The sequence below is a fragment of the Streptomyces sp. NPDC016562 genome (assembly GCF_043076955.1).
Taxonomy (GTDB): domain Bacteria; phylum Actinomycetota; class Actinomycetes; order Streptomycetales; family Streptomycetaceae; genus Streptomyces.
Genome location: NZ_JBIBRZ010000001.1, coordinates 1,722,121 through 1,746,943, shown reverse-complemented (window position 1 = coordinate 1,746,943; position 24,823 = coordinate 1,722,121). Strand labels below are relative to the sequence as shown.

Sequence of the window (24,823 nt, the reverse complement as noted above, 5' to 3'; positions counted from 1 at the left end):
GAAACGCCCGGTTACATTCCGAACCCGGAAGCTAAGCCTTTCAGCGCCGATGGTACTGCAGGGGGGACCCTGTGGGAGAGTAGGACGCCGCCGAACAATCATTGCGGAAGCCCCGCACCAGCCCCTTTACGGGGGTTCGGTGCGGGGCTTTTCTGCGTTTACGGGCACGTGTGCGGTCTCCTGTAGGGTCAAGGGGCATCGAACGACCGATTTCTACAGTCACAGTGGAGGCCCCCGGGTGGAGGTCCAGGAGACTCGGGTTCAGACTGACCGAATTTTCACCATTCCGAACATCCTGAGCATGGCTCGCCTGGCCGGCGTGCCCCTGTTCCTGTGGCTGATCCTCGCGAAGCACGACGGATGGGCCCTGGCCGTCCTCATGCTCAGCGGGATCAGTGACTACCTCGACGGCAAGCTGGCCCGGCGCTGGAACCAGATCAGCAACCTCGGTCGGCTGCTGGATCCGGCCGCGGACCGTTTGTACATTCTCTCGACGCTCTTCGGGCTGACCTATCGGGAGATCCTGCCGCTGTGGGTCACCGGAGCCCTGCTCGCGCGTGAGCTGATGTTGCTGGTCATGGTGTGGATCCTGCGGCGTCACGGCTATCCGCCCCCGCAGGTCAACTTCCTCGGCAAGGCCGCGACCTTCAACCTGATGTACGCGTTTCCGTTGCTCCTGCTCAGTGACGGAAGCGGCTGGTTGGCCTGGACGGGGTCAGTTTTCGGATGGGCGTTCGCCGGATGGGGTACAACCCTCTATTGGTGGGCAGGAGTCCTTTATGTGGTTCAAGTCCGCCGTTTGGTGAAGGCTGACGCCACAGCCGATTGAGCTCGCCCCGGGCGGCCTGATGACGCGGTGGAGTTGCCGAGTCACCGACCGAGACGGGTGATGTCGGTACGACTGTCATCTCTCAAGGAGGACTCTTCCGACATGAAGGCCGTCGTGATGGCCGGTGGCGAAGGCACACGTCTTCGTCCCATGACCTCGAGCATGCCCAAGCCGCTCCTGCCGGTGGCGAACCGGCCGATCATGGAGCACGTGCTCAGGCTGCTCAAGCGCCACGGGCTCAACGAAACCGTGGTCACCGTGCAGTTCCTGGCGTCGCTCGTCAAGAACTACTTCGGGGATGGCGAAGAGCTCGGGATGGAGCTCACCTATGCCAACGAGGAGAAGCCACTCGGCACCGCCGGCAGCGTGAAGAACGCCGAGGAGGCCTTGAAGGATGATGCCTTCGTCGTCATTTCGGGCGATGCGCTCACGGACTTCGACCTCACCGATCTGATCCGTTTCCACAAGGAGAAGGGCGCCCTCGTCACGGTGTGCCTGACGCGGGTGCCGAACCCGCTGGAATTCGGCATCACGATCGTGGACGAGGAAGGGAAGGTCGAGCGCTTCCTGGAGAAGCCGACGTGGGGGCAGGTGTTCTCGGACACCGTCAACACCGGTATCTACGTCATGGAGCCCGAGGTCTTCGACTACGTGGACCCGGACGTCTCGGTCGACTGGTCCGGCGACGTCTTCCCGCAGCTCATGAAGGAAGGCCGGCCCATCTACGGCTACGTGGCCGAGGGCTACTGGGAGGACGTGGGCACGCACGAGAGCTACGTCAAGGCCCAGGCCGACGTGCTGGAGGGCAAGGTCCAGGTCGACATGGACGCCTTCGAGATCTCGCCCGGCGTGTGGGTCGCCGAAGGGGCGGAGGTGAGCCCGGACGCGGTGCTGCACGGCCCGCTGTACATCGGTGACTACGCCAAGGTCGAGGCCGGGGTCGAGATCCGCGAGCACACCGTCATCGGGTCGAACGTCGTCGTCAAGAGCGGCGCCTTCCTGCACAAGGCCGTCGTCCACGACAACGTGTACATCGGGCCCCACAGCAATCTCCGCGGCTGCGTCATCGGCAAGAACACCGACATCATGCGGGCCGCGCGGATCGAGGACGGGGCCGTCATCGGCGACGAGTGCCTCGTGGGTGAGGAATCGATCGTCCAGGGGAACGTGCGGGTCTACCCCTTCAAGACGGTCGAGGCCGGAGCCTTCGTCAACACCTCGGTCATCTGGGAGTCCAGAGGCCAGGCCCATCTGTTCGGTGCGCGGGGAGTCTCCGGCATCCTGAACGTGGAGATCACGCCCGAGCTGGTGGTCCGGCTCGCCGGTGCCTACGCGACGACCCTGAAGAAGGGGGCGACCGTCACCACGGCGCGTGACCACTCCCGAGGCGCCCGAGCGCTCAAGCGGGCGGTGATCTCAGCGCTCCAGGCCAGCGCCATCAACGTACGGGACCTGGAGAACGTCCCGCTGCCCGTGGCGCGGCAGCAGACCGCGCGGGGCAGTGCGGGCGGCATCGTCCTGCGGACCTCACCGGGCGTGCCCGACTCCGTGGACATCATGTTCCTGGACGAGCGGGGAGCGGACCTCTCGCTCCAGCAGCAGCGCAAGCTCGACCGGGTGTACGCGCGCCAGGAGTACCGGCGTGCGTTCCCCGGTGAGATCGGTGACCTGCAGTTCCCGGGCAGTGTCTTCGACGCCTACACCGGCTCGCTGCTGCGGCGGGTGGACACCACGGGGATCAGCGACGCCGGGCTCAAGGTGGTCGTGGACGCCTCCAACGGCAGCGCCGGGCTTGTCATGCCGAGCCTGCTGGGGCGGCTCGGCGTGGACGCCCTGACGATCAATCCCGGGCTCGACGAATCCAGGCCGACGGAGACCACGGAGTCACGGCGCGCCGGGCTGGTGCGGCTGGGCGAGATCGTCGCCTCGGCCAGAGCGGCCTTCGGGGTGCGGTTCGACCCGGTGGGCGAGCGGATCTCCCTGGTGGACGAGCGCGGGCGGATCATCGAGGACGACCGGGCCCTGCTGGTGCTGCTCGACCTGGTGGCCGCGGAGAAGCGCAGCGGCAAGGTCGCGCTGCCGGTGACCACGACGCGGGTCGCGGAGCAGGTGGCGGCGTACCACGGCACGCAGGTGGAGTGGACGACCACGTCGCCCGACGACCTGACGCGGGTGGGGCGTGCGGAGAACACCATCTTCGGCGGGGACGGCCGCGGCGGTTTCATCGTTCCGGAGTTCAGCAGCGTGTTCGACGGGTCGGCGGCCTTCGTGCAGCTCCTCGGGCTGGTGGCACGGACGCAGCTCACGCTGAGCCAGATCGACGCGCGGATCCCGCGGGCGCACGTGCTCAAGCGGGACGTTCCGACGCCGTGGGCGGTGAAGGGGCTCGTCATGCGGCGGGTCGTGGAGGCCGCCGGCGACCGTCAGGTGGACACCACCGACGGGGTGCGGGTGGTCGAGGCCGACGGGCGGTGGGCGCTGGTGCTGCCGGACCCGGCGGAGGCGGTCACCCATCTGTGGGCCGAAGGCCCCGACGACGCCTCCGCGCAGGCCCTGCTCGACGAGTGGGCGGCCGTGGTGGACGGCGCCGGGCACTGAGTGCCGGGCGAGCGTTGACGTAGGACCGAGTCCGGCGGGCCGGGTGCGGGGGAATGCTCCCCGCCCCGGCCCGTCGGACAGGCGCATTCGGTGTGCAGGGCGCCGACATGCGACGATGTGCGGCATGTCGCAGCCGCCCCCCAGCCGGAGTTCGGCCTCCCCTGTGCCGCCCGCGCGCCCGGACGCCTCCATGTCGCTGCTGACGCACGTGATGGACCACAGTCTCGACGAGGGCTACGCGGAGGCCTCGGCCCGGCGTGAGGCGCAGGGTACGGCGGGTCTGCCCCGCACCCTCAGGGCGAAGCTGGGGCTGGCCGCCGGGCTCGTGCTCGCCGCCATGGTCGTCACGCTGGGCGCCGCCGAGGCGCGGATAGCCGCGCCGGTGCTGGCCAAGGAGCGTCACGAGCTGATCGACCGGGTCGAGCGGGCCGACGAGCGCGCCAACGGCCTGGAGCGGGACATCGAACGGCTGAGGACGGACGTGGCCGCCCGCCAGCGCGCGGCCCTGCAGCAGCCCAGTGGTGGTCAGGGTGAGCTCGTGGCGCTGCTGTCCGGTGCCACGGAGGTCCGCGGGCCCGGGGTCAAGCTGGTGGTGGACGACGCGAAGGGTGCTTCCTCCAAGGGGGGCGGACCGCGCGAGAGCTCCGGTTTCTCGGACACCGGCCGGCTGCGCGACCGCGACATGCAGAAGATCGTCAACGGGCTGTGGCAGTCCGGGGCGGAGGCCGTCTCCATCAACGGGCAGCGGCTCACGGCGCTGTCGGCGATCCGGGCCGCGGGTGACGCGATACTGGTCGACAACAGGCCGCTGGTGCCGCCGTACGAAGTGCTGGCGGTGGGGGACAAGAAGCGGCTCGGCACGGCCTTCCAGGACTCGGCGGACGGCCAGTACCTGCACGTGCTGCAGGAGAGCTACGGGATCCGCTACACGCTGTCCCCCGTGGACGAGGTGCGGTTGCCGGCCGCGTCGAGTCTGACCGTACGTACGGCTACAGCAGCAGAGCAGCAGAAGGGTGCATCGTGATCGCGGTACTGGGCCTCTTGGCCGGAGTGGTGGTCGGGCTTCTGGTCCGGCCCGAAGTACCGGCCGTGGTGGAGCCTTATCTGCCGATCGCCGTGGTCGCGGCGCTGGACGCGGTGTTCGGCGGTCTGCGCGCGATGCTGGACGGGATCTTCGTGGACAAGGTCTTCGTGGTGTCGTTCCTGTCGAACGTGGTGGTGGCCGCGCTGATCGTCTTCCTCGGCGACAAGCTCGGCGTCGGCTCGCAGCTGTCCACGGGTGTCGTCGTGGTCCTCGGCATCCGCATCTTCTCCAACGCCGCGGCCATCCGCCGGCACGTGTTCCGGGCGTGAGGCCGATGAGTACGAACGACAGCCCCGAGGAGCCGCAGGGTACGGGGGAGCCCGCAGGGGAGCCCGCGCCGCCCGAGCAGACCGGCCGTCAGCGGCTCGCGGCGGGGCTCTGGCCGCCGCGGGTGAGCCGCGCCCAACTGATCGTGGCGCTGCTGCTGTTCGTCCTGGGGCTGGGTCTGGCCATCCAGGTGCGCTCGAACAGCGACTCCAGTGCGCTGCGCGGGGCCCGTCAGGAGGACCTCGTGCGGATCCTCGACGAGCTCGACGGGCGGACCAAGCGCCTGGAGGACGAGAAGCAGAAGCTGGAGGATCAGCGCAAGGAGCTGGAGAGCAGCTCCAACCAGGCCGAGGAGGCACGCAGGCAGACCGTCGAGAAGGAGCGTCAACTCGGCATCCTGGCCGGTACCGTGGCGGCTCAGGGGCCGGGCATCACGCTGAAGATCACCGATGCCACGGGTCAGGTGCGGGCCGACCAGCTGCTCGACACGCTCCAGGAGCTGCGGGCGGCCGGCGCGGAGGCGATCCAGATCAACGGTGTGCGGATCGTCGCGGGCTCGTACTTCTCGGAGGAGAACGGCGGGGTCGGAATCGACGGTAAGAAGATCACACAGCCCTATGAGTTCAGGGTGATCGGAAAGGCCCAGGACCTGGAGCCCGCGCTCAACATTCCCGGCGGTGTCGTGCAGACGCTGGAGAAGGAGCAGGCGACCGTCGTCGTCACACGGTCGGCGAAGATCGTTGTGGATGCCTTGCGGGCTGCGAAGCAGCCTGACTACGCTCGGTCGTCATCGTGATGATGCGGAGTGAAGAGTGGACCGGCTCACGCGGGCGGATGCCTGCGGGGGGTCGGCGCACCGAAGTCGCGGTGCGTGGTGGAAACTGTCTGGTGGTTACGGACGTTGTGTTGATGTCAGGGTCGGCAGGTGTCTGCATTCGGAGTTCGTCCTGCCCCACGGGCGGGTCTGTTTCGGTCAAGGGGAATCGCCCGTGAAGTTGTTTGAGAAGTTGTTCGGCAAGAAGAACCGCGAGGAAAGCGGCGCGGCGAGGCACCGTGCGGGCCACGGCGACGTGGAGGGGCAGGGCGACCGGCCGCTCTTCCGCGACGAGGTCGCCGGTGCGGGCGATGTCTCCGGCGCGCCCGGCGCGTCGGCCGTTGACCCGGCCGGTACCGGACGCATAGGTTTCGGTGAACCATCAACCTCAAGTACGGGTGGAGGGTTTGCCCCCGACCCGTATGCCACCCATGCCTCCGCGGGGCAGCCGCGGCGCGAGGAGCCGTCCATGTCGGCCGAGCAGGTTTGCAGCAGGTGCGGGCACCGCAGCGATGCGGCCAGTCGGTTCTGCTCGAACTGCGGCGCGCCGCTGCGGGCGGGCCTGACGCCGGAGCGTGCCTCGGAGACCACGTCCACCATCTCGATCTCGGGCCTGGAGGCCTACGAGGCCGAGGTGTCGGGACAAGCGCACGTGTCGTCCTCGCTGTCCCCCGAGGCCCAGGCCGCGGTGGAAGCGCTGCCCCCCGGTTCCGCGCTGCTCATCGTGCGCCGCGGACCCAACTCCGGTAGCCGCTTCCTGCTGGACGGCGAGCTGACCACGGCGGGCCGGCACCCGCAGAGCGACATCTTCCTGGACGACGTCACCGTCTCCCGGCGCCATGTCGAATTCCGCAGGAGTCCGGACGGCGGTTTCACCGTCAGCGACGTCGGCAGCCTCAACGGCACGTACGTGAACCGGGAACCGATCGACTCCGTCGCCCTGCACAACGGCGACGAGGTGCAGATCGGAAAGTACCGGCTGGTCTTCTACGCGAGCCTGCGGGGCGTCTGACCCTTCAAGGGAAGGTCCCATGCTGCGTACCCCGACCGGCGGTGCCCCGAAGGACGGCACCGCCGGCAGTACCGGCTCGGCCGGGCGGCTGGTGAGCATCGGCACGGTGCTCACCACGCTGCGTGACGAGTTCCCCGACATCACGATCTCGAAGATCCGTTTCCTGGAGGCGGAGGGGCTTGTCGAGCCCCGGCGCACCCCTTCGGGATACCGCAAGTTCAGCACCGAGGACGTGGAGCGCCTCGCCCGCATCCTGCGCCTGCAGCGCGACCACTACCTGCCGCTGAAGGTCATCCGCGAGCAGCTCGACGCGCTCGCCCGTGGCGAGCAGATCCGTATCCCCGCGCCCGCCGCGCACGGGGAGTCCGTCGACCCCGAGGGCCCCGCGGCCGTCTACGGCGAGGTGGGCCGGCAGCGGCCCCCCGTGGCCCGTGTGGGCCGCGCCGAGCTGCTCGAGGCCGCCGGGGTGGACGAGGCCCAGCTCGTCGAGTGGGAGTCGTACGGGCTGCTCGCGGAGGGTCCGGAGGGCGGGTTCGACGCCGAGGCGGTCACGGTGGCCCGTCTCGTGGCCGACCTGGGGCGCTTCGGACTGGAGCCGCGGCACCTGCGGGCGATGAAAGCCGCCGCGGACCGGGAGGCGGGCCTGGTGGAGCAGGTCGTGGCGCCGCTGCGCCGGCACCGCAACCCGCAGACCAGAGCGCACGCCGAGGCCACTTTGAAGGAGCTCGCGGGGCTCTCCGTACGGCTGCACGAGGCGCTCGTACAGACCGCTCTCGGGGTCCGGCTGAGGTGACCGAGGGGGCCCCGACTACCCAAACCTGCCGGGCAGGTCCTAGGGTTGCTGTGTGAACGAGCTCGACGTTGTGGGTGTCCGGGTGGAAATGCCCTCCAACCAACCGATCGTGCTCCTGCGTGAAGTGGGAGGCGACCGGTACCTCCCCATCTGGATCGGTCCTGGGGAGGCGACCGCCATTGCCTTCGCGCAGCAGGGGATGGCCCCTGCCCGTCCGTTGACGCACGACCTGTTCAAGGACGTGCTGGAGGCGGTCGGCGAGGAGCTCACCGAGGTCCGGATCACGGATCTGCGGGAGGGCGTCTTCTACGCGGAGCTCGTCTTCGCCAGCGGGGTCGAGGTGAGCGCGCGGCCTTCGGACGCGATAGCGCTCGCCCTGCGGACGGGGACGCCGATCTACGGCAGTGACGGCGTGCTGGACGACGCCGGAATCGCCATTCCCGACGAGCAGGAGGACGAGGTGGAGAAGTTCCGCGAGTTCCTCGACCAGATCTCGCCCGAGGACTTCGGTACCGGTCCCGGCCCGCAGTGAGGGTGTCGACCGCGTCGTCCCCGAGGGCTTTCGGCCCATTCGAGTAGCCTTTCCCCGCAAACGGATACGTGAAACCACTCTCAGGGTGATTATCACTCGGCGTGCCGAGTGTGGCGATCGTTGACGCACCCCTGGTGACTGCCTACCTTCGAGGTGGGCAGGTCAAGGACGGAGGGTCGGCGTGAGGATCACGGGCGACGGTACGACCGGGGGCACCCCCGTACGGAGTGATGCTGGACCGTACCCGCTGCACGGCGGTGCGGTCGGTTCCGCGCGCCGTCAGCCGGAGTCGACGCCGGTCGGGCCGGTGGAAGGCGAACCGGCGCCCGAGCAGATCGGATACCGCGGGCCGACGGCGTGCGCCGCGGCGGGCATCACCTACCGGCAGCTCGACTACTGGGCGCGGACCGGCCTGGTGGAGCCCAGCGTGCGGCCCGCGTACGGTTCGGGCACGCAGCGCCTCTACAGCTTCCGCGACGTCGTGGTCCTCAAGATCGTCAAGCGTTTCCTGGACACCGGGGTGGCGCTGCAGAACATCCGTACGGCCGTCCAGCACCTGCGTGACCGGGGGATCCAGGACCTTGAGCGGGTGACGCTGATGAGCGACGGCGCCTCCGTGTACGAGTGCACCTCGCCGGACCAGGTCGTGAGCCTGCTCCAGGGCGGGCAGGGGGTCTTCGGGATCGCCGTGGGCGTGGTCTGGCGCGACGTCGAGAGCGCGCTGTCCCAGCTGCACGGGGAGCGGGTGGACACCGGCGAGACCCTGGTCGGGAAGAATCCGGCGGACGAGCTGGCGGCCCGGCGCAACCGCGCCGTCTGACGCCGTCCGGGCTGCCCGATGCCGTCCGGCCTGTCCGACGCCGTCCGGCCCCACGGCGTCCGGCCTGGGGAATGTCAGTGCCGTAGGGCAGCATCGGTGCTGTGAGAGCCGCGCCGACCATTCTGCATCTGGACATGGACGCCTTCTACGCCTCCGTGGAGCAGGCGTCGAAGCCGAGTCTGCGCGGCAAGGCCGTCATCGTCGGCGGGCTCGGGCCGCGCGGGGTCGTCGCCACGGCCTCGTACGAGGCCAGGCGGTTCGGGGTGCACTCGGCGATGCCCATGGCGCAGGCCAGGAGGCTCTGCCCGAACGGTGCCTGCCTGATCCCGCGCTTCAGTCTCTACCGGCAGGTCAGCGACGTGGTGATGGCCATGCTGCGGGAGCTCTCCCCGCTCGTGGAGCCGCTCAGCCTGGACGAGGCCTTCGTGGACCTGGAGGCCGGCGGGGTCGCCTTCGACGCGACGACCGCCCGGGAGGTCGGGGAGCGGCTGCGGGCGGACATCAGGGCCGCCACCGGGCTCAGCGGGTCGGTGGGACTGGCCGGGTCCAAGATGCTCGCCAAGGTGGCCTCCGAGGAGGCCAAGCCGGCCGGGCTGCTGCTGATCGAGCCCGGCACCGAGCGCGAGCTGCTCGCCCCCATGTCGGTACGGACCCTGCCCGGGGTGGGGCCGGCCACCGGGGAGCACCTGCGCCGCGCCGGGATCACCACCGTGGGGGAGCTGGTGGAGGCCGGGGAGGACGAGCTGGTCCGGATGGTCGGGCGCGCGCACGGGGTGGGGCTCTACCGGATGGCGCTGGGGCTGGACGACCGGCCGGTGGTCGCGGAGCGGGACGCGAAGTCCGTGTCGGTCGAGGACACCTTCGACGTGGACCTGCACGACCGGGTACGGATCCGGGGCGAGGTGCAGCGGCTGGCGGACCGGTGCGTGCAGCGGTTGCGGGCGTCGGGGCACTCGGGGCGCACGATCGTGCTGAAGGTGCGGCGCTACGACTTCTCCACGCTCACGCGGTCGGAGACGCTGCGGGGGCCCACGGACGACCCCGGGGTGGTCCGGGAGGCGGCGGGGCGGCTGCTGGAGGGCGTGGACACCACGGGCGGCGTGCGGCTGCTGGGGGTGGGGGTCACCGGGCTCGCGGACTACACGCAGGAGGACCTCTTCGCGCAGTCGCTGGCCGCTGAGCCGGACGGGGCTGCGGGGTCGGACGGGACGGACGGGGCGGACGGGGCTGCGGGGTCGGACGGGGCGGACGGGGCGGACGGCGTCTCCGGCGGCGCCGGGCGCTCGGAGGCCGCCGGCGGGCCCGGGGAGCCTCCGGCGGGGACGGAGCTGCCGGGGGAGCCGGCGCCGGATCCGGCTCCCGAGCGGCGCTGGACGCCCGGGAGCGACGTACGGCACGCGGTGTACGGGCCCGGGTGGGTCCAGGGCAGCGGGGTCGGGCGGGTCACCGTCCGCTTCGAGCAGCCGGGATCGCAGCCCGGCCGGGTGCGCACCTTCCGGGTCGACGACCCCGAGCTGGAGCCGTCCGACCCGCTGCCCCTGGTGGGGGAGGGCTCTTGAGACGGCCTAGCCCTCGTCGCCGGCCAGGTGGCCGAAGTCGCGCTGGAACTCCGAGGGGAGGGTCGTGTCCAGACCGTAGTGGTGGTAGAGCTGCAGCTCCTGTTCGGGGGAGAGGTGGCGGCCGACGCCGAAGTCGGGGGCGTCCCTGATCAGGGAGCGTTCGAAGGGCACGCGCAGGGTCTCGCCCACCAGCTCGCTCGGCTCCAGCGGGACGAAGGCGTCCCGGCTGAAGAGCCCCGTACGGACGGCCGCCCACTCCGGGACGCCCGTGGCATCGTCGAGGTAGACCTCGTCGACGGTGCCGATCTTGGTGCCGTTACGGTCGAACGCCTTGCGGCCGATCAGGCTGCGCGGATCGATGTCGGTCTGCACGGTCCCTCCAAATGGTCGCAACACTTCCGTAATGACTACAGAAGTGCATATTCGGACAGGAGGCCACTCGGGGAGTGTCCGGATCCTCGCTGGTAGGCTGGGTGATGGCTGTCGACCCTGTGCGGGAGAGTCCTCCGAGTGAGCAAGACGGAGGCGCCGAAGGAGCAAATCCTCCCCGGAATCTCTCAGGCATACGTACCGCACGGACGAGGCCACTCTGGAAAGCAGGGGCGGGTACCAGGCGCGCAGTGCCGGTCCCTCCCCTCACCGACGGTGAAAGCCGGAGCTCACGGGCAACCCCTGGACTCCGGTGAAACTCTCAGGTTGAGATGACAGAGGGGGAGGCCGTCCGGGTGCCCGCGCCGTGGTGCCCCTCGCAGGTCATACGACCAGGAGGCCTCCGTACATGACCGCCAACCGCATTCCGCTCTCCCAGCTGGAGCGAGGCATCCCCTTCGAGCAGCGCCACATCGGCCCTGATGCCGGGGCCCAGGCGAAGATGCTCGCGCAGGTGGGCTACGGCTCCCTGGACGAACTGACCGCCGCCGCGGTACCGGATGTGATCAAGACTGCCGAGGCGCTGAACCTGCCCGAGGCGCGCACCGAGGCCGAGGTCCTGGCAGAGCTGCGCTCGCTCGCCGACCGCAACCAGGTCCTCTCCTCCATGATCGGTCTCGGCTACTACGGGACCTTCACGCCGCCGGTGATCCTGCGCAACGTCATGGAGAACCCGGCCTGGTACACGGCGTACACGCCCTACCAGCCGGAGATCTCACAGGGCCGCCTCGAAGCGCTCCTGAACTTCCAGACCGTCGTGGCCGACCTGACCGGCCTGCCGACCTCGGGAGCCTCGCTGCTCGACGAGGGCACCGCGGCCGCCGAGGCCATGTCCCTGGCCCGCCGCGTGGGCAAGGTCAAGGACGGCGTCTTCCTGATCGACGCCGACGCGCTGCCGCAGACCATCGCCGTGATCGAGACCCGCGCCGAGCCCACGGGCGTCGAGGTCGTCGTCGCCGACCTCTCGAACGGCATCCCCGCCGAGATCGCCGAGCGCGGCGTCTTCGGCGTGCTGCTCCAGTACCCGGGCGCCTCGGGCGCCGTGCGCGACATCAAGCCGGTCATCGACCAGGCCCACGGGCTCGGCGCCATCGTCACCGTCTCGGCCGACCTGCTCGCCCTGACCCTGCTGACCTCCCCGGGTGAGCTCGGCGCCGACATCGCGGTGGGCACCACGCAGCGCTTCGGCGTCCCCATGGGCTTCGGCGGACCGCACGCCGGCTACATGGCCGTCCAGGCCAAGCACGCCCGCTCGCTGCCCGGCCGTCTCGTCGGCGTCTCCGTGGACGCGGACGGCAACAAGGCGTACCGCCTGGCCCTGCAGACCCGCGAGCAGCACATCCGCCGCGAGAAGGCCACCAGCAACATCTGCACCGCGCAGGTGCTGCTGGCCGTCATGGCCGCCATGTACGCCGTCTACCACGGCCCGGACGGCCTGCGGACGATCGCCCGCCGCACCCACCGCTACGCGGCCCTGCTCGCCGCGGGCCTGACGGCCGGCGGGGTCGAGATCGTGCACGGCGCGTACTTCGACACCATCACCGCCCGCGTGCCGGGCCGGGCGGCCGAGGTCGTCGCCGCCGCCCGTGAGGGCGGGGTCAACCTCCACCAGGCCGACGCCGACCACGTCTCCGTCTCCTGTGACGAGACCACGCTGCGCGCCGACATCGAGGCCGTCTGGGCCGCCTTCGGCGTCAGCGCCGACATCGAGGCGCTCGACGAGACCGCCGCGGACACCCTTCCCGAGGGGCTGCTGCGCTCGGACGAGTACCTGACGCACCCCGTCTTCCACCAGCACCGCTCCGAGACCGCGATGCTGCGCTACCTGCGCAAGCTCTCGGACAAGGACTACGCGCTGGACCGCGGCATGATCCCGCTGGGCTCCTGCACCATGAAGCTCAACGCGACCACCGAGATGGAGCCGGTGACCTGGCCCGAGTTCGGCCAGCTGCACCCCTTCGCCCCGGTGGAGCAGGCCGAGGGCTACCTCACGCTCATCACCGAGCTGGAGGAACGACTCTGCGAGGTCACCGGCTACGACAAGGTCTCCATCCAGCCGAACGCCGGCTCCCAGGGTGAGCTCGCCGGCCTGCTGGCCGTGCGCGCCTACCACCGCGCCAACGGCGACGAGCAGCGCACCGTCTGCCTCATCCCGTCCTCCGCGCACGGCACCAACGCCGCCAGCGCCGTCATGGCCGGCATGAAGGTCGTCGTGGTCAAGACCGCGGACGACGGCGAGGTGGACGCGGACGACCTGCGCGCCAAGATCGAGCAGTACCGCGACGAGCTCGCCGTGCTGATGATCACCTACCCGTCCACGCACGGCGTGTTCGAGGAGCACGTCGCCGAGATCTGCGCCCAGGTGCACGAGGCCGGCGGCCAGGTCTACGTCGACGGCGCCAACCTGAACGCCCTGGTGGGCCTGGCCAAGCCGGGTCACTTCGGCGGCGACGTCTCGCACCTGAACCTGCACAAGACCTTCTGCATCCCGCACGGCGGCGGCGGTCCGGGCGTCGGCCCGGTCGGTGTCCGGGCCCACCTGGCCCCGTACCTGCCGAACCACCCGCTCCAGCCGACCGCGGGCCCCGAGACGGGCGTCGGCCCGATCTCGGCCGCGCCGTGGGGCTCGGCCGGCATCCTGCCGATCTCCTGGTCGTACGTGCGCCTCATGGGCGGCGAGGGCCTCAAGCGCGCCACCCAGGTGGCGGTGCTGGGCGCCAACTACATCGCCAAGCGCCTGGAGCCGCACTACCCGGTGCTCTACACCGGCCCGGGCAACCTGGTCGCGCACGAGTGCATCATCGACCTGCGCCCGCTGTCGAAGAGCACGGGCGTGAGCGTGGACGACATCGCCAAGCGCCTGATCGACTACGGCTTCCACGCCCCGACGATGTCCTTCCCGGTCGCCGGCACGCTGATGATCGAGCCGACGGAGTCCGAGGACCTCGCCGAGATCGACCGCTTCTGCGACGCGATGATCGCCATCCGCGGTGAGATCGAGCGGGTCGCGGCCGGCGAGTGGCCGGTGGACGACAACCCGCTGGCGAACTCCCCGCACACCGCGGCGGCGCTGGGCGGCGAGTGGAACCACCCGTACACCCGCGACGAGGCCGTCTTCCCGGGCGGGGTCACGGCCGCCGAGAAGTACTGGCCGCCGGTGCGCCGCATCGACGGCGCGTTCGGCGACCGGAACCTGGTGTGCTCCTGCCCGCCGCTGGACGAGTACGACAACTGAGCGCCGACGCGTGAGCTCGCGGGTGCGTGAGCGCGTGACCTCATGAAGGAGGGGCCGGTCCGGGAGGTTCTCCCGGGCCGGCCCCTTCGTCGTGGTCCGGATCGCTCACGCCGCCGCGAGCGGGCGGTGCGGGGCGATGATCTGACCGTCCGGCAGCAGTTCACCGGTGTCCTCGAAGAGCAGGACGCCATTGCACAGCAGGCTCCAGCCCTGCTCCGGGTGGTTGGCCACCGGGCGTGCGGCCTCCCGGTCGGCGGATTCGGCTGACGGGCAGGCAGGCTGGTGCTGGCACATGGATGCGTTCTTTCGCTGCGGTGTGGTCTGCGTGCTACGGCTCGACGGGTGTTTCATGGCCGTCCCCCTGGGTCATCCCCGCACCCGCGGGGAGCTTGTCCTCAGTCTTCCCCCACGACAGCCGCTTCGCAGGTATTTCCCGGCAGCTGTCCTCATAGAGTGAGGACGCATCACTCGTGCGGGCGGTTCAGGCCAACTCCCCTGTCATTTCGGATGGTTCGCCGATGACCCAACCGGGCTAGGCCGAATGGGTCATCCGAGCCGGGCGGCCGTCCGGGGCCTACGCGGCGGGCGCGGCCAGCGTCGGCGGGACCGGGGGTGCCGGGGGCGCCGCGGGGGTCAGCCGGTGGGTCAGTACGGGCAGCAGCTCCGACACCGGATGCGGCCGGTACGCGGCGATGCCGGGCGGGGCCGGTGCCAGCGGCACCAGCAGGTCCGCGCCGGCGGGCAGCCCGGCGGAGGCGTCGGCGCCCACCGCCCCGTGCAGCCACAGGGTCAGCATGTAGAGCTCCGGTACGGACAGCAGCCGCGGCTGGTAGTTCCCCGGGAGCGACTCCGCCTGGCGCAGGGCGCGTTCGGTCGCGGCGACGTAGGGCCCTTCGAAGAAGTGGGAGAACACCCACCCGTCCGGTGTCAGCCGCGTGTCGGCCGCCGCGACGTGACGCTCCCCGCCGCGGATCAGGAACCGCCAGCCGGTGAGCCGGGTGCGCGGCGGCCTGCCGCCCGCCGCGAGACCGGAGACGTTCAGCCGGTCGAGGACGTGGACCGGCAGGGGCAGTTCCGGGGTCAGCGGCCCCTGGGCCGCACGCAGGGCCGGAGTGCGTGCCTCGTGCACGGCGGTGGGGGAACCGAGGGCCGCGAGGACGCTGCGCAGGGCGGGCGCGGGAGCCGGGGGGACATGCAGCGGCATGGTGGGTCGCCTCTCACTTGGGAGACCTGTGGATCGGGGGCAGGTGCGGACGGAGCTGTCGCATTCTGGGGCCAGAGGGGGGCCGAGGGGCAATGGCCGCGCGCCAACTCTCTGCCTCGTTTGCGGAGTTTATACGACATGTGTTCACCCAGTGTTTCGGCTAGCTGTCCCGCCTATTGCGGACAAGGCGCTTACCGGTCCCACTGGCATGGCATTCATGCCGGATGCGCGCGGACATGCCGCGCTGACCTCGGAGGTTACCGGACGGGGGCTCGGCTGGAAAGCACCGGTTATCCAGAAACGGCAAAGTCGGAGCGGAATTTGCGCAGAGCGACTTGCCAGGTGAATGTGCCGAAGCGCCGTTCGGCCAAACCGGCGCGCGCTCCGCGCCACGCACGCCCCCCGGGCGTTACGGATCACGCTGCCGGGGCATCATCGACCGTAATGCGTGCCTGGATGTTCCGAGCCGGGCCCACTCGAGGAGGGGACGCTTCGATGGGGGAGAAGGTCGTGGCGGGCGGATTCGACCTGTCCGATCGGCAGCGGTATCGAAGGAAACTTCACGAGTGTCTGGAGGGACTGGAGCGGCTGCTGGCGGAGAAGAGGTTCGATCGCCCGAAGAACATGATGGGGCTGGAGATCGAGTTGAATCTCGCGGGCGCCGACGGGCTGCCGAGAATGCTGAATGCGCAGGTGCTGGAGCGGATTGCGAGCCCTGATTTCCAGACCGAACTCGGAATGTTCAATCTGGAGGTGAACGTTCTCCCGCACCGGCTCGGCGGCCGGGTATTCGACCAGCTCGCCGAGGAACTGAGTGCGGGGCTGGGCTATGCCCACCGGCAGGCCGCGGAGATCGACGCCGGAGTCGTGATGATCGGTATTCTGCCGACGGTCTCCCGCGCGGACCTGGTCACCGCGAACCTCTCGGCGGTGGACCGCTACTCCCTGCTGAACGAGCAGATCCTGATGATGCGCGGGGAGGACTTCACGCTCGACATCGACGGGGTCGAGCGGCTGGTGTGGAGCTGCGGGTCGATCGTGCCGGAGGCCGCCTGCACCTCCGTACAGCTGCACTTGCAGGTGACGCCGGCCCGCTTCTCCGACGTGTGGAACGCGGCGCAGGCGGTGGCCGCCGCCCAGATAGCCGTCGGCGCCAACTCGCCCTTCCTGTTCGGGCGCGAGCTGTGGCGGGAGTCGCGGCCGCCGCTGTTCACGCAGGCCACCGACACCCGGCCGCCCGAGCTCCAGGCCCAGGGGGTGCGGCCGCGCACCTGGTTCGGGGAGCGGTGGGTGGACTCGGCGTACGAGCTCTTCGCCGAGAACGTCCGCTACTTCCCGGCCCTGCTGCCGATCTGCGACGAGGAGGAGCCCCTGCGGGTGCTCGACGCCGGCGGGGTGCCCGGGCTGCAGGAGCTGGTCCTGCACAACGGCACCGTCTACCGGTGGAACCGGCCCGTGTACGGGGTCGCGGACGGGGTGGCGCACCTGCGGGTGGAGAACCGGGTGCTGCCCGCCGGGCCGACGGTCGCCGACGTCGTCGCGAACGCCGCCTTCTACTACGGGCTGGTCCGCACCCTCGCGGACGAGCCGCGCCCGGTGTGGAGCCGGCTGCCCTTCGCCGAGGCGGAGGCGAACTTCGACGCGGCGTGCCGGTACGGGATCGACGCGCGGCTGCGGTGGCCGCGCCGGGGCCGGGCCGGGGGACTGGCCAGCGTGCCCGCCGTGCGGCTGGTCCTGGACGAGCTCCTGCCCATGGCGGCGGCGGGCCTGGACGCCTGGGGCATCGAGCCCGCGGACCGGGACCACTACCTCGGCATCATCGAGGAGCGCTGCCGGCGGCGGGTGAACGGCGCGACCTGGCAGGTGGACACCTACCACCGGGCCCTGGCGTCCGGTCTGGAGCGCGACGAGGCGCTGGCGGCGACCACCCGGCGGTACAGCGAGCTGATGCACAAGGGCGACCCCGTGCACACCTGGCCCGTCGGGCTCGGGGAGGTGAGCGCTCCGGTGCCGGCGGCGCGCTGAGACGCCCGAGCCGTCCCGAGCCGTCCGGAGCCGTCGGGCGCCGCAGAGGCGTCCGGGACCCCCGCGGTGATCCTCCGAGCCGCCCGAGGAGGCAGTATGGGGTGGTCGCAACGGGATGGCAGGACGGGAGTCGGGCGTGCGGGCGGAGCCGGAGCCGGTGGTCGTGGGGCTGGGCGAGGACGGGCGGCGGCGGGGTGTCCTGGGCACCGAGACGCTGCTCGTCCTGGCGCTGTCGCTGGGCGCGAGCGCGGTGTCGGCCCTGATCAGCTTCATCGGCTCGCTCACCAAGCCGGGCGGACTGAAGGACCAGGCCGCCACGCTCAACGGCTCGTACGCGCCCGGCCGGCCCTGGCTGGACCTGGCCTGGCAGCTGTTCGGCACGTCGACCGCGCTGGTGCCCGTGCTGCTGGTGGCGCACTTCCTGACCCGTGAGGGCGCCCCCGGCCTGCGGGCGCTCGGCTTCGACCGCACCCGGCCCGGGTGGGACCTGGGCCGGGGCGCGCTGGTCGCCGCCGGTATCGGCAGCGCGGGCCTGGCCTTCTACCTGGCGGCGCGGGCCACCGGCTTCAACCTGACGGTGGTGCCGGAGGCGCTGCCCGACGTGTGGTGGAAGTTCCCCGTACTGATCCTCTCCGCGCTGCAGAACTCCGTGGTGGAGGAGGTCATCGTCCTGGCCTACCTGCTGCGCCGCCTCGACCAGCTGGGCTGGTCGCCGACGGCCGCGTTGCTGGCCAGCTCGGTGCTGCGCGGCTCCTACCACCTCTACCAGGGCATCGGTGGCTTCCTCGGCAACATGGTGATGGGCGTCGTGTTCGTCCTGGCCTACCGGCGCTGGGGGCGGGTGGGGCCGCTCGTGGTGGCGCACGCGCTGCTCGACGTCGTGGCCTTCGTCGGGTACGCCCTGCTCGCGGGCAAGGTGGGCTGGCTGCCGACGCCGTGAACGGCCCGGCCGCGCTCAGGGGGCGGTGAGCAGCTCCCCGTCGAGGACGGTGACCGCGTGCCCGGTCAGCAGGGTGCGCTCCCCGGTCAGGGTGACCTTGACCAGCCCCTGGCGTGCCCCGCCCTGGAGGCCGGTCAGCTCGGTGCGGCCCAGGCGCTGCGCCCAGAACGGGGCGAGCGCGGTGTGGGCGCTGCCCGTGACCGGGTCCTCGTCGATCCCGAAGGCGGGGAAGAAGCCGCGGGAGACGAAGTCGTACCCGCGTGAGGGATCCTCGGCGGGCGCGGTGACGATGACCCCGCGCTTGGCGAAGGCGCGCAGGGCGGCGTGGTCCGGCTCCAGTTCGCGGACGGTCCTCTCGTCGGCGAGCTCGATCAGCACGTCGCCGATGTGGGCGGCGGTGTCGTGCACGGAGAGGATCGGCGCCCCGCCGAGTGCGTGGTCCACGGCGGGCGGGACCGGGACCGGGGTCAGTGAGGACGTCGGGAAGTCCAGGGTGATCGCGCCGTCCGCGGCGGCCTCGGCGGTGAGGATGCCGCAGCGGGCGGTGAAGCGGATCAGCCCCGTGGCCAGGCCCTGTTCGCTCAGGACGTGCGCCGTGGCGAGCGTGGCGTGACCGCACATGTCGACCTCGGCGGCGGGTGTGAACCAGCGCAGCGCCCAGTCGGCGTCCCCGCCGGGCGGCAGCGGGTGGGCGAAGGCGGTCTCGGAGAGGTTCATCTCGGAGGCGACCTGCTGGAGCCAGGCGTCCGGGGGGAACGCGCCGTCCAGGAGCAGGACTCCGGCGGGGTTCCCGTGGAAGGGGCGGTCGGTGAAGGCGTCGACGGTTCGGATGCGCATCCCCCGACGGTAGGGGGATTTCTCGATCGACGACAAAGGCCAATCCGGGGTGACTGGCCTTGCTGCGACTCCCTTGCCGACAGCACCGGCCCAGCACCGGCCCGGCCTGTTCGCCGGACTAGTTTCCGATATATCGTTGACGCATCGCGATGGATCATCGATAGTGGATACATCGGACAACCGATCCGCGAGAAACAACGGTGAAAGGAGCGCAGGCATGCGTTCACATGGACAGCACGGACCGTCGGGACAGCCCGGCCACGGTCACGGACATGAGCACGGGCGGGGCCACGGTCACTGCGGGCCCGATCGCCGGGAGGGGTTCAAGGGGCTGCGCGCCGCCTTCGGGCCGTTCGGGCCGCCCTTCGGGCAGGGCCCCTTCGGTGGGCGCGGCGGACGCGGGGGGCCGCGGGGCCGGGCGCGGCGCGGTGACGTGCGCGCCTCGATCCTGGCGCTGCTCACCGACCGGCCGATGCACGGGTACGAGATGATCCAGGAGATCGGCGAGCGCAGCGGCGGGGCCTGGAAGCCCAGCCCGGGCTCGGTCTACCCGACCCTCCAGCTGCTGGAGGACGAGGGGCTCATCACCAATGAGAGCGAGGGCGGCAAGAAGCTGTTCACGCTCACCGAGGCCGGCCGGGCCGAGGCCGCGTCGGGGCCGGACGCCCCGTGGGCGGACGCCGGGCGGGGCTTCGACGTCGAGGCGATGCACGAGGTCCGCACGGCCGGCATCGGCCTGATGGAGGCCTTCGGGCAGGTCTTCAAGACCGGCTCGCCCGAGCAGCGGGAGAAGGCGCTCGGCGTCATCAACGACGCCCGCAAGAAGCTCTACCTGATCCTGGCCGACGAGCACTGAGGGCCGCAGCCCCCGGTGTGTGACGGCGCGCCCCGCGAGTCCGCTCGCGGGGCGCGCCGTCATGTGCGCGGGGGGTCGCCGTTCCGCAGGGGTGGGGACGGTCAGGCGACCAGGGCGGCCAGCTTGCGCAGGGACTCGTTCAGTGCGGCGGTGGCCGAGTCCTTGAGCTTGCCCGCCATCAGCGAGACGGCCGCGCCGGTGAACTCGCCGTCGATGCGGACCGTGGTGCCCGCGCCGTCCGGGGTCAGGGTGTAGCGGGTGAGGACGGCCACGCCCATGGGGCCCTTGCCGGTGATGGCGAAGAGGCGCTCCTCCTCCAGCTCCGAGACGGTCCAGAGCACTTCGGCCGGGAAGCCCATCATCTTCATGTTCTCGGCGAAGGTGGAGCCGACCGCGAGGGTCTCGGGCCCGCCCTTCGGGAAGTCGGTGTGGGTCATGCTCCACTGGCCGTACGCGTCCCAGTCCGTCAGCTGGGACCAGAGCTTCGCGGCGGACGCCTCGATGCGTGATTCCGCGGTGACTTCAGCCATGCGACCACCCCTTCTCGTCGGGTACGTGCGGCGGAAGGTAGCCGGGGCGGGTGCAACATTCAATACTGACGACCTGTCAGATATCGCGGTGCGCGGCGGGCGGCATACCGCGTGCGTCTCAACAGGTGTCACCCTCGTGACGCTCCTGACCCACCCCTGCGATGATGGCCCGATGCAAGCGTCAGGGAGACATGCCGGACTGGGCCTCGCCCTGGTCTCGGCGTTCGCGTTCGGTGGTTCCGGCGTGGCGGCGAAGCCGCTGATCGAGGCGGGTCTGGACCCCCTCCACATGGTCTGGCTCCGGGTGGCCGGGGCAGCGCTCGTGCTGTCCCCGCTCGCCTGGCGCCACCGCGGTCTCGTACGCCGCAGGCCCGCGCTGGTGGCGGGCTTCGGGCTGATCGCCGTGGCCGGTGTGCAGGCCTTCTACTTCGCCTCGCTGTCCCGGATCCCGGTCGGCGTGGCCCTCCTGCTGGAGTACCTCGGCCCCGCGCTGCTCCTCGGTTACATCCGCTTCGTGCAGCGCAAGCCCGTGACGCGGGGCGCCGCCGCCGGCGCGGCCGTGGCCGTCGCGGGCCTGGCCTGCGTGGTCGAGATCTGGGCCGGGCTGAGCCTGGACCTGCTCGGCGTGCTCTTCGGTCTGGCCGCCGCCTGCTGCCAGGCCTTCTACTTCGTCTTCGCCGATCAGGGCGCGGACGGGGACGAGGTCCCCGACCCGCTCGGCGTGATCGCGTACGGCATGCTCGTCGGAACCGTGGTGATGACGGTGATCGCCCGGCCGTGGGAGATCGACTGGCAGGTGCTCGGCGGGCGGGCGGCCCTGGGCGACACGATGGTGCCGGCGCCGGTGCTGCTCGGCTGGGTCGTGCTGATCGCGACGGTCTTCGCCTATCTGACCGGCGTGGTCTCCGTGCGCAAGCTGTCGCCGCAGGTCGCCGGTGTGGTGGCCGTCCTGGAGGCGGTCGTCGCCACCGTGCTGGCGTGGATCCTGCTCGGCGAGCACCTGTCGACCTGGCAGATCGTCGGCGGCGGGCTGGTGCTGGGCGGCGCCTTCATCGCGCAGTCCTCCCGGTCCGGCCCCGCGGCCCAGCCGACGCCGGCGGCCCCCGCGACGCCGGAAGCACCAGTCACTCCGGAAGCACCCGTCACTCCCGAAGCCGACGCGGCGGGCCTGGACCGCGAGACGACCAGAGCCTAGGGTGGCGATCATGCCTTCGACCGTGCTTCCGCCTCCCGCCGCCTAGCGCGGGCGGCGCCTCCACCTTGGTCCGACCCGGCCCGGGAGTCCCCGGGCGGGTCCGCGCTGCCCGCGAAGCGATGACCTGCTTCTCTCATCCTTCACGCATGCGCGGAGACCTCTCGTGTCGAACCATTCGCCCGCTGCCGGGCGCAGTCTGCTGTACCTCGTCATCGCCGGAGCCGCCTGGGGCACCGCCGGGGCGGCCGCGTCGCTCCTCTTCCTGGCCAGTGACCTCGGCCCGCTCGCCCTGTCGTTCTGGCGGTGCGCGGGCGGGCTGGTCGTGCTGCTGGGGGTGCTCGCCGTCCGGCGGAACCGCCGCGAGCCCGGGCGGACGCGGCCCTCGGCGGGCTCGCTGATCATGACCGGGCTGATGTTCACGCTCTTCCAGGCCGCGTACTTCGCCGCCGTGCGCGAGACGGGCCTCGCGGTCGGCACCGTGGTCACCCTGGGCGCCGGACCCGTGCTCATCGCGCTGGGCGCCCGGCACTGGATGGGCGAGCGGCTCGGCCGCGGTGGCGCGGCCGCCGTCCTCGGGGCGCTGGCCGGGCTCGCCGTACTGGTCCTGGGCGGCGGCGGGGCCGAGGTGCGCCCGCTCGGCGTCGGCTGGGCGCTGCTCTCGGCCGCCGGGTACGCCGCGATGACCCTGCGCGCCCGCTGGCTCGGGCAGCGCGGTGCGGGCGGGGACCCGCTGGTGACCACCGCCTGGTCGGTCGCCGTGGGCACGGTCTGCCTGCTGCCGCTCGCCGCGGTGGAGGGGCTGCTGCCGCACACCGGCGAGCCGGTGCGGGTGCTGTGGCTGCTGGTGTACGTCGCCACGGTGCCGACGGCGCTGGCGTACGCGCTCTACTTCACGGGGGCCGCGGCCGTACGGGCCGCCACCGTGTCGGTGATCATGCTGATCGAGCCGGTGAGCGCGGCGGTGATCGCCGTACTGCTCCTGGGGGAGCGGCTGACCGGCGCCGTGGTGCTGGGCACCGTCCTGCTGCTGGCGGCGGTGGGCGCCCTGATCGTCGCCGAGACCCGCCGTCCCGCGCAGCGGCCGAGGCCGGAGCCCGCCGCCGCGCGGTCGCGTCCTCAGAGCGCGGTGAGGTAACCGGGGAGCTCCGTGCCGGGCGCGAGGTGCGCGTCGGGCACGGGCGTCCCGTACGCCGGGGCGACCGGGACCAGGCCCGCCCAGTGGGGCAGGTCCAGGTCCTCGGCGTCGTCGTTCACCGGGCCGTTGCGCAGCTTCGCGGACACCTCGGTCAGGTCCAGCCGGATCACCGCGGTGGCGGCGAGTTCCCTGGCCGAGGCGGGCCGGACGTCGGCGGAGCGGCCCGGGACGGCCGAGTCGACCAGGGCGTCCAGGGCCGTCCGGCGCTCCGCCTCGTCGGTGACCTCGTAGGCGATGCCGTGGGCGACGACCGAGCGGTAGTTGAGCGAGTGGTGGAAGGCCGAGCGCGCCAGCACCAGGGCGTCGACGTGGGTCACGGTCACGCACACGGCCAGGCCCGGGTCGCTCTTGCCGGCCGCGAGGAGCGGGCGGGAGCCGGTGGACCCGTGGATGTAGAGCGCTTCCCCGACGCGGGCGAAGAGCGTGGGCAGGACCACCGGGGCGCCGTCGCGGATGAAGCCGAGGTGGCAGATGTAGGCCTGGTCGAGTATCGCGTGCACCGTCTCGCGGTCGTAGCGCGCCCGGTCCCGGGAGCGGGTCGGCACCGTGCGGTCGGTGGGCGCGTACGCGTCGGAGGAGGTGGCCGGCCCGGACGACGCGGGCGCTTGCGTGGCGGGCGTAGCGGTCATGATGCGAACTCCGTTGCACTAGTGCATAATGTGGTTTGTGCTAGGAGACTATCGGATCGTCGGACGTCGTGCAGCTGATATCGCGGCCAGTGTCGAGGCGGGCGTCGGAGCGGGCGCGCTCGCGCCGGGCGCGCTGCTCCCGCCCATGCGGGAGCTGGCGGCCGAGTTGGGGGTGAACCCCAACACCGTGGCGGCCGCGTACCGGACGCTGCGCGAGCGCGGGGTCATCGAGACCGACGGGCGGCGCGGCAGCCGGGTGCGCGCCCGCCCGTCGAGCGCGCCGCGCGACGCCCTGCGGATGGCCGTGCCGGCGGGGGTGCGGGACCTCACGGAGGGCAACCCGGACGTGTCCCTGCTCCCGTCGCTGGAGGGGCCGCTGGCGGCGGCCGCCCGACGGTACGCGCAGGCCCCTCCGCTCTACGGGCAGGACCCGGTCGACCCGGAACTGGCCCGGCTGGCCCGGGCCGGCCTCGACGCGGACGGGGTGCCCGCCGGGCCCGTCGCGCTGACCTCCGGCGCGCTGGACGGGATCGAACGGGTCCTGGCGGCGCACCTGCGCCCCGGCGACGCCGTCGCGGTCGAGGACCCGGGCTGGGGGAGCGTGCTGGACCTGGTCCCGGCGCTCGGGCTGCGGGTGCTGCCGGTCGCCGTGGACGACGACGGGCCGCAGGTCCACGCGGTGGCGCGGGCCCTGGAGGCCGGGGCGCGGGCGCTGGTGGTGACCGCACGGGCCCAGAACCCGACGGGGGCTGCGGTGAGCGCGGAGCGGGCGGGGGAGCTGCGCGCCCTGCTGGCGGGCCACCCCGAGGTGCTGGTGATCGACGACGACCACGGGCACGCGATCGTGGACCTGCCCCTCCAGCCGCTGAGCGGGGTCACCCGGCACTGGGCGCTGGTCCGCTCGGTGGCGAAGGCGTACGGGCCGGACCTGCGGCTGGCGGTGCTGACGGGGGACGCGGTGACCTTGGACCGCGTACGGGGGCGGCAGCGGCTGGGTCCCGGATGGGTGAGCCGACTGCTCCAGTACGCGGTGGTGGAGCTGTGGACCTCGGGCGCGGTGGACCGCTCCGCGGTGGCCCGCTCGTACGGGGAACGGCGCGACGGGCTGGTCGCGGCCCTGCGCGAGCGGGGCGTACGGGCGTACGGGCGCAGTGGGATGAACGTGTGGGTGCCGGTGGCCGACGAGACGGGAGTGGTGACGCGGCTGCTGGCCGCGGGCTGGGCGGTGACCGCCGGAGCCCGGTTCCGGGTCGAGTCGCCGCCGGGCGTGCGGCTGACGGTGTCGCAGCTGGCGGCCGGGGAGGTGCCGGGCCTGGCCGACGCCGTGGCGGCGGCGGTCCGGCCGGGCGCGGCCGGGGTCCGGTACGTGTGACCCCAGCCGCATGCGCCGTGCGACGTTGCAGTGTGGCGTTGCTGTCGGCCCGGCGCTCCAGCGCCCGC

Annotated in this window: 23 protein-coding genes, 1 rRNA gene and 1 riboswitch; of the genes, 18 read left to right on the top strand and 6 right to left on the bottom strand. The window is 71.7% G+C overall.

The window, feature by feature from the left end:
- The 11 genes from rrf to ACF059_RS08025 all read left to right on the top strand — a co-directional run.
- A 5S ribosomal RNA gene (rrf, locus tag ACF059_RS08075) occupies nt 1-96 on the top strand; the annotation flags it as partial.
- 142 nt (nt 97-238) lie between these two features.
- Entirely contained in the window at nt 239-829 is a 591-nt protein-coding gene (locus ACF059_RS08070; RefSeq protein ID WP_361953861.1) for a CDP-alcohol phosphatidyltransferase family protein, read from the top strand.
- A gap of 102 nt (nt 830-931) precedes the next feature.
- Complete coding sequence (locus ACF059_RS08065) at nt 932-3,427, top strand: sugar phosphate nucleotidyltransferase (protein ID WP_392052930.1); 2,496 nt, start codon at nt 932-934, stop codon at nt 3,425-3,427.
- A gap of 115 nt (nt 3,428-3,542) precedes the next feature.
- Nucleotides 3,543-4,451: a DUF881 domain-containing protein gene (locus tag ACF059_RS08060; RefSeq protein ID WP_392052927.1), complete on the top strand. Its 909-nt coding sequence runs from the start codon at nt 3,543-3,545 to the stop codon at nt 4,449-4,451.
- On the top strand, nt 4,448-4,780 hold the full coding sequence (locus ACF059_RS08055; protein WP_007262894.1) for a small basic family protein: 333 nt from the start codon (nt 4,448-4,450) through the stop codon (nt 4,778-4,780). The genes ACF059_RS08060 and ACF059_RS08055 overlap by 4 nt, the downstream gene beginning before the upstream one ends.
- 5 nt (nt 4,781-4,785) lie before the next feature.
- Complete coding sequence (locus tag ACF059_RS08050) at nt 4,786-5,574, top strand: DUF881 domain-containing protein (protein WP_392052924.1); 789 nt, start codon at nt 4,786-4,788, stop codon at nt 5,572-5,574.
- An 85-nt stretch (nt 5,575-5,659) separates the two neighbouring features.
- A complete protein-coding gene (locus ACF059_RS08045) occupies nt 5,660-6,604 on the top strand; it encodes an FHA domain-containing protein (RefSeq protein WP_366868891.1) in 945 nt (314 codons plus the stop codon).
- 19 nt (nt 6,605-6,623) lie between these two features.
- Nucleotides 6,624-7,397 carry a MerR family transcriptional regulator gene (locus ACF059_RS08040; protein WP_392052921.1) on the top strand — a complete coding sequence of 258 codons (774 nt, stop codon included), beginning with the start codon at nt 6,624-6,626 and terminating at the stop codon, nt 7,395-7,397.
- A 52-nt stretch (nt 7,398-7,449) separates the two neighbouring features.
- Nucleotides 7,450-7,929, top strand: a complete 480-nt coding sequence (locus ACF059_RS08035; RefSeq protein ID WP_360904455.1) for a bifunctional nuclease family protein — start codon at nt 7,450-7,452, stop codon at nt 7,927-7,929.
- Between the two features lie 181 nt (nt 7,930-8,110).
- Nucleotides 8,111-8,749, top strand: a complete 639-nt coding sequence (locus ACF059_RS08030; RefSeq protein WP_392052918.1) for a MerR family transcriptional regulator — start codon at nt 8,111-8,113, stop codon at nt 8,747-8,749.
- A 101-nt stretch (nt 8,750-8,850) separates the two neighbouring features.
- Nucleotides 8,851-10,308: a DNA polymerase IV gene (locus ACF059_RS08025; protein ID WP_392052915.1), complete on the top strand. Its 1,458-nt coding sequence runs from the start codon at nt 8,851-8,853 to the stop codon at nt 10,306-10,308.
- Nucleotides 10,309-10,314: 6 nt separating this feature from the next.
- Here the strand turns inward: ACF059_RS08025 and ACF059_RS08020 are convergent, their stop codons facing one another.
- The gene (locus ACF059_RS08020; RefSeq protein ID WP_392052912.1) at nt 10,315-10,680 is read right to left on the bottom strand and encodes a PRC-barrel domain-containing protein; all 366 of its coding nucleotides are present in this window, start codon (nt 10,678-10,680) and stop codon (nt 10,315-10,317) included.
- Nucleotides 10,681-10,792: 112 nt separating this feature from the next.
- Nucleotides 10,793-10,891, top strand: a riboswitch (glycine riboswitch).
- Nucleotides 10,892-11,086: 195 nt separating this feature from the next.
- Here ACF059_RS08020 and gcvP point away from each other — a divergent pair.
- Complete coding sequence (gcvP, locus tag ACF059_RS08015) at nt 11,087-13,972, top strand: aminomethyl-transferring glycine dehydrogenase (protein WP_392052909.1); 2,886 nt, start codon at nt 11,087-11,089, stop codon at nt 13,970-13,972.
- Between the two features lie 105 nt (nt 13,973-14,077).
- Here the strand turns inward: gcvP and ACF059_RS08010 are convergent, their stop codons facing one another.
- Both ACF059_RS08010 and ACF059_RS08005 read right to left on the bottom strand, forming a co-directional pair.
- Complete coding sequence (locus ACF059_RS08010) at nt 14,078-14,266, bottom strand: DUF5999 family protein (protein ID WP_030009772.1); 189 nt, start codon at nt 14,264-14,266, stop codon at nt 14,078-14,080.
- Between the two features lie 280 nt (nt 14,267-14,546).
- Nucleotides 14,547-15,176, bottom strand: a complete 630-nt coding sequence (locus ACF059_RS08005) for a hypothetical protein (RefSeq protein WP_392052906.1) — start codon at nt 15,174-15,176, stop codon at nt 14,547-14,549.
- A gap of 495 nt (nt 15,177-15,671) precedes the next feature.
- Here ACF059_RS08005 and ACF059_RS08000 point away from each other — a divergent pair, with 495 nt between their 5' ends.
- Together ACF059_RS08000 and ACF059_RS07995 are read left to right on the top strand one after the other, a co-directional pair.
- Nucleotides 15,672-17,201, top strand: a complete 1,530-nt coding sequence (locus ACF059_RS08000; protein WP_392052903.1) for a glutamate-cysteine ligase family protein — start codon at nt 15,672-15,674, stop codon at nt 17,199-17,201.
- Between the two features lie 115 nt (nt 17,202-17,316).
- Complete coding sequence (locus tag ACF059_RS07995; protein ID WP_361954250.1) at nt 17,317-18,141, top strand: type II CAAX endopeptidase family protein; 825 nt, start codon at nt 17,317-17,319, stop codon at nt 18,139-18,141.
- Between the two features lie 15 nt (nt 18,142-18,156).
- Here ACF059_RS07995 and ACF059_RS07990 read toward each other — a convergent pair whose 3' ends face one another.
- Entirely contained in the window at nt 18,157-18,978 is an 822-nt protein-coding gene (locus ACF059_RS07990; RefSeq protein WP_392052900.1) for a PhzF family phenazine biosynthesis protein, read from the bottom strand.
- Between the two features lie 217 nt (nt 18,979-19,195).
- On the opposite strand from ACF059_RS07990, the gene ACF059_RS07985 reads away from it, so the two are divergent.
- Nucleotides 19,196-19,834, top strand: a complete 639-nt coding sequence (locus ACF059_RS07985; protein ID WP_392052897.1) for a PadR family transcriptional regulator — start codon at nt 19,196-19,198, stop codon at nt 19,832-19,834.
- A gap of 101 nt (nt 19,835-19,935) precedes the next feature.
- On the opposite strand, the gene ACF059_RS07980 is transcribed toward ACF059_RS07985, so the two are convergent.
- Nucleotides 19,936-20,364, bottom strand: coding sequence for an SRPBCC family protein (locus ACF059_RS07980; protein ID WP_392052894.1), 429 nt, complete (start codon nt 20,362-20,364; stop codon nt 19,936-19,938).
- Between the two features lie 172 nt (nt 20,365-20,536).
- Here ACF059_RS07980 and ACF059_RS07975 point away from each other — a divergent pair, with 172 nt between their 5' ends.
- Both ACF059_RS07975 and ACF059_RS07970 read left to right on the top strand, forming a co-directional pair.
- Complete coding sequence (locus tag ACF059_RS07975) at nt 20,537-21,559, top strand: DMT family transporter (RefSeq protein ID WP_392052892.1); 1,023 nt, start codon at nt 20,537-20,539, stop codon at nt 21,557-21,559.
- Between the two features lie 163 nt (nt 21,560-21,722).
- The gene (locus ACF059_RS07970) at nt 21,723-22,694 is read left to right on the top strand and encodes a DMT family transporter (protein ID WP_392052889.1); all 972 of its coding nucleotides are present in this window, start codon (nt 21,723-21,725) and stop codon (nt 22,692-22,694) included.
- Here ACF059_RS07970 and ACF059_RS07965 read toward each other — a convergent pair.
- Complete coding sequence (locus ACF059_RS07965; RefSeq protein ID WP_392052886.1) at nt 22,676-23,383, bottom strand: pyridoxamine 5'-phosphate oxidase family protein; 708 nt, start codon at nt 23,381-23,383, stop codon at nt 22,676-22,678. The two genes, ACF059_RS07970 and ACF059_RS07965, sit on opposite strands and share 19 nt — an antisense overlap.
- Before the next feature lie 37 nt (nt 23,384-23,420).
- On the opposite strand from ACF059_RS07965, the gene ACF059_RS07960 reads away from it, so the two are divergent.
- A complete protein-coding gene (locus ACF059_RS07960; RefSeq protein WP_392052883.1) occupies nt 23,421-24,755 on the top strand; it encodes an aminotransferase class I/II-fold pyridoxal phosphate-dependent enzyme in 1,335 nt (444 codons plus the stop codon).
- Nucleotides 24,756-24,823: the final 68 nt, after the last annotated feature.

Bases quoted from the DNA above. Each gene is read 5' to 3' on its own strand.
- ACF059_RS08065 (WP_392052930.1), top strand. From the start codon at position 932: ATGAAGGCCGTCGTGATGGCCGGTGGCGAAGGCACACGTCTTCGTCCC.
- ACF059_RS08060 (WP_392052927.1), top strand. From the start codon at position 3,543: ATGTGCGGCATGTCGCAGCCGCCCCCCAGCCGGAGTTCGGCCTCCCCT.
- ACF059_RS08050 (WP_392052924.1), top strand. From the start codon at position 4,786: ATGAGTACGAACGACAGCCCCGAGGAGCCGCAGGGTACGGGGGAGCCC.
- ACF059_RS08040 (WP_392052921.1), top strand. From the start codon at position 6,624: ATGCTGCGTACCCCGACCGGCGGTGCCCCGAAGGACGGCACCGCCGGC.
- gcvP (WP_392052909.1), top strand. From the start codon at position 11,087: ATGACCGCCAACCGCATTCCGCTCTCCCAGCTGGAGCGAGGCATCCCC.
- ACF059_RS08010 (WP_030009772.1), bottom strand. From the start codon at position 14,266: ATGTGCCAGCACCAGCCTGCCTGCCCGTCAGCCGAATCCGCCGACCGG.
- ACF059_RS08005 (WP_392052906.1), bottom strand. From the start codon at position 15,176: ATGCCGCTGCATGTCCCCCCGGCTCCCGCGCCCGCCCTGCGCAGCGTC.
- ACF059_RS08000 (WP_392052903.1), top strand. From the start codon at position 15,672: ATGGGGGAGAAGGTCGTGGCGGGCGGATTCGACCTGTCCGATCGGCAG.
- ACF059_RS07995 (WP_361954250.1), top strand. From the start codon at position 17,317: ATGGCAGGACGGGAGTCGGGCGTGCGGGCGGAGCCGGAGCCGGTGGTC.
- ACF059_RS07990 (WP_392052900.1), bottom strand. From the start codon at position 18,978: ATGCGCATCCGAACCGTCGACGCCTTCACCGACCGCCCCTTCCACGGG.
- ACF059_RS07985 (WP_392052897.1), top strand. From the start codon at position 19,196: ATGCGTTCACATGGACAGCACGGACCGTCGGGACAGCCCGGCCACGGT.
- ACF059_RS07980 (WP_392052894.1), bottom strand. From the start codon at position 20,364: ATGGCTGAAGTCACCGCGGAATCACGCATCGAGGCGTCCGCCGCGAAG.
- ACF059_RS07975 (WP_392052892.1), top strand. From the start codon at position 20,537: ATGCAAGCGTCAGGGAGACATGCCGGACTGGGCCTCGCCCTGGTCTCG.
- ACF059_RS07965 (WP_392052886.1), bottom strand. From the start codon at position 23,383: ATGACCGCTACGCCCGCCACGCAAGCGCCCGCGTCGTCCGGGCCGGCC.